This window comes from Deltaproteobacteria bacterium, assembly GCA_022340465.1.
Taxonomy (GTDB): domain Bacteria; phylum Desulfobacterota; class Desulfobacteria; order Desulfobacterales; family B30-G6; genus JAJDNW01.
The window spans coordinates 1-3,313 of record JAJDNW010000145.1; the positions used below are offsets into that span (position 1 = coordinate 1).

Below are 3,313 nucleotides of genomic sequence, written 5' to 3' on the forward strand. Positions count from 1 at the left end.
GGCGCGGGAGATCCTGCCTGGCACGGATTCATGCTCCCAGTCAGCCCCCCGCGCGACGGAACACCTTTGGAAAAGTCCCTGGAAGAACTGTCGAAGAAGACCATCCCCTATACCGACGACATTTTCATGTTCAATTACGCATGGAAGGGCGAAGAGGCATGGAAGACGGGTATCTATTCACCGCATAAAGCCAAGCAGGTGGCCTGGAGCCGTCACTATTCATCGTTCTGGCACGAATCCATGGGATTCTGCGAAATGTTCATGCACGGGGTAGGCGGTGAAAGCCCCGAGATAGAAATCAAATACTACAACGCCGTTACCGGGAAGAAAGATTCCTTCGCCGACACCATGAGAATCGGTCAAAAGATCTGGACACTGGAGCGGGCCGTCCGCGTAATGCACGGGAGAAGCCGACAGACAGAAGACTTCTTTCCGTACATGTACAGGCCGGGTGCATCCGGCAGAGTCAAATACGGCGGCGTGCCCATCTACGAGAACGGTAAATGGCGTTCCGATCCGGCTCCGGACATGTACCTGGACCGGAAGGGCGTGGAGGACTTTAAAAGCCACTTCTATGCACTGGAAGGTTGGGACAGGGAACACGGCTGGCCCACAAGAAAGACACTTCAGGAGCTGTCGCTTGCCAAGGTGGCGGACACGCTCGAAGCCAATGGAAAACTGGGAACTTCGATTGTTTAGAGGATGAAACATTACAACTAACAGCAGGAGAGGGCAAAATGACAGGTGGCTACACGGGAAAAATTTTAAAGGTCAATCTGACAGCTGGGAAATTCAGCACGATTGACACCTCTAAATACGAGGAATTCGGGGGCGGCTATGGCATCGGTGCGGCCATTTTCTGGGACCTTTGTGTAGCCCCCGGGCATTGGGACCTGCAGGACGCCTTCAACCCCAACAACATCGTTTCTATCATCACCGGTCCTCTGGCCGGAACGGGGATTCCTTCCGCGGGGCGCACCAGCATTTCCGGGCTTGCGCCGCAGTCCTGGCCGGTCAACTGGTTTTCCCACAGCAATATCGGTGGCAATTTCGCCTCTTTCCTCAAATTCGCCGGCTGGGACGGGATCGTTATCGAGGGGAGGGCCGAGGCACCCGTCTATATCAATATTGTCAACGACGGAGCGACCCTGGAGGATGCGGAACCACTTTGGGGCCTCGACACATGGAAAACCCAGGAAGAGATCTGGAAGGCACAGGCCTCAGGGAACTCCCTGAGATACGGCGAGGAGTGGCAAAACCTCAGCGGTGGCGATACACTGCAACGGCCCTCCATCCTTGCCATCGGCCCTGCGGGTGAAAACAGATCGCGTATCGCCACGCTGATACACGGCGGCGGATCCGGGGCCGGTCAGGGCGGTTTCGGAGGGGTGTTCGGATCTAAGAATCTGAAAGCCATTGCTGTGCTCGGTACATGCTCCGTAAAGGTCGCAGATCCGGTAGCCGTCCTTGAGGCACGCCGCTGGTATGAAACCAACTGGCCGCCAATCCACCGGGGCGGCAAGGGGAGTGTTGCATCCTCCTGCCTGGGATGCCCCAAGGGCTGCCACTCGAGGGACCCGGTCTACGGACAGGATTCTGACGGCTGCGCGGAATCGGTCTGGTTCAATCCGCCGCCGGACTACAGGAAGGCGTCGACCAGAGACAGGCTGAAAGCCACCGATGCGGCTCAGCAGCTTGGTATCAACGCGTCTGAACTCTCCTACATCGGCTCCAGGGCGTTTCCGAGCCCTCCCGGCCACCCGATCCAGCCCCACATCCCCTCCAAAACCGGATTGGCCTGGTACCTGAAGAGAGTGTACGACATGGGCGTCATCGGCCCGGGGAAAAAGGTGGACACCTATCCCCTTCCGATGGAGATGTGGGACACAGTGGAGTTTGCCGAAATTCTCTGTACGGCCATCGCAAAGCGGATCGGCATCGGGGATCTGCTTGCCGAGGGAACCGTCCGTTTCGCCGAAAAAATCGGCAGGAGCAGGGACACCGACGGTATTTTGCGGTACCCGGCATGGGGATATGTGGACCACTGGACGATGCCGAATGTGGAGTGGGCATACGGAACCCTGATGGATTCGCGCGATATCAATAACCATGATGTTTCCCTCAGCCCGGTCGAGGGAATGTCCTGCGAGGCGTATGTGACCTTGCTCGCAGCGGCCTGCCCGCCTTTCGAAGACGACCCGTTCATGTTCGACTACAGCTGGCAGGGCGAACAGGCATACCGGACGGGGATCTATTCCGATCACAAGGCCAGATTCGTAGCATGGCATCAGCACTACGCTATGTTCTACAAGGAATCGATGCTTTTCTGCGACTGGGTGTTCGGAAACGCTTTCGACCGGCGTTCCGAAAATGGCCGAGGCGCGACCCCCCAGGCGGAACCGGTTCTCATCAACGCGGTGACGGGAAAAGGGATGAGCTTTGTCGACGGAATAGAGACGGGGCGAAAGATCTGGAATGTCGTACGCGCGATTTTTGCTGTTCAGGGAAAAAACCGCGACAATGAAAAATTCTCGGGTTTCATGTACCGTCCCGGTGCTTCCAGGGCCCATTACCTGCCTACGATACCGTTATTTGACGGGAAAAAATGGGACTGGACGGATTGCGGTGAACTCTACCTGGATGAAGACGGAGTGGAGCGTTGGAAAACGGCATTCTATAGTTTAGAAGGGTGGGACGCCAAATCAGGATATCCGAAACGCGCAACTTTGGAGAAGCTCGGTTTGCGACATGTCGCAGATGTGCTTGAGAGCAGGGATCGGATCGGTACCTGATCGGCCCGCGAATGAGCTCCGAAAAAGAAAAAGGGGACGGTGGTTCCTAAGCAACTTACTTAAAAAGATAACATTGCTTAAGCGTCACTGACATTTCAGAGATATCGCTGGGTAATGGCTAAATTCGCATGCCTTAAAATCACTTTAGAGACTATCTCTACTGGCACCCCTGAATGGGATGCATGAGTAGCAGCATGCCGGCGTAAATCATGGGGCCGTAATTTAATACCTACTTTATTTCCTGCTCTTCTCAATATGGCCCTAGCTCCTTCATAACTAATCCGAAATATCTTTTGATCAGGCTCAGTGCAGTTTTCTTTCACATAATCTTTCAATCTATCCGCCACCTTTTGAGGAATAAAGACAAATTCTGCATCCTCTCCGCTTTTAGGTTTTCTGATGATCAGCTTCTTTTCATTTACTTCATCAGCAACCAAGTTCAAAACTTCGCCTATCCTCATTCCACCCCTCGCCATAAGGTTCAGGAGAAGCCGGTTTCTGTTCTTTGTCTCTTTAAAAAT

3 protein-coding genes are annotated in these 3,313 nt (G+C 54.4%); 2 read left to right on the plus strand and 1 reads right to left on the minus strand.

Annotated elements, in window-relative coordinates; genetic code table 11:
* Both LJE94_18790 and LJE94_18795 read left to right on the plus strand, forming a co-directional pair.
* A partial coding sequence (locus LJE94_18790; GenBank protein ID MCG6912143.1) for an aldehyde ferredoxin oxidoreductase C-terminal domain-containing protein occupies nt 1-699 on the plus strand: 699 nt, incomplete at its 5' end.
* Between the two features lie 38 nt (nt 700-737).
* On the plus strand, nt 738-2,792 hold the full coding sequence (locus tag LJE94_18795) for a hypothetical protein (GenBank protein ID MCG6912144.1): 2,055 nt from the start codon (nt 738-740) through the stop codon (nt 2,790-2,792).
* 95 nt (nt 2,793-2,887) lie between these two features.
* Here LJE94_18795 and LJE94_18800 read toward each other — a convergent pair.
* Nucleotides 2,888-3,313, minus strand: a 426-nt coding sequence (locus LJE94_18800; protein ID MCG6912145.1) for a site-specific integrase, incomplete at its 5' end; no start/stop codon positions are given.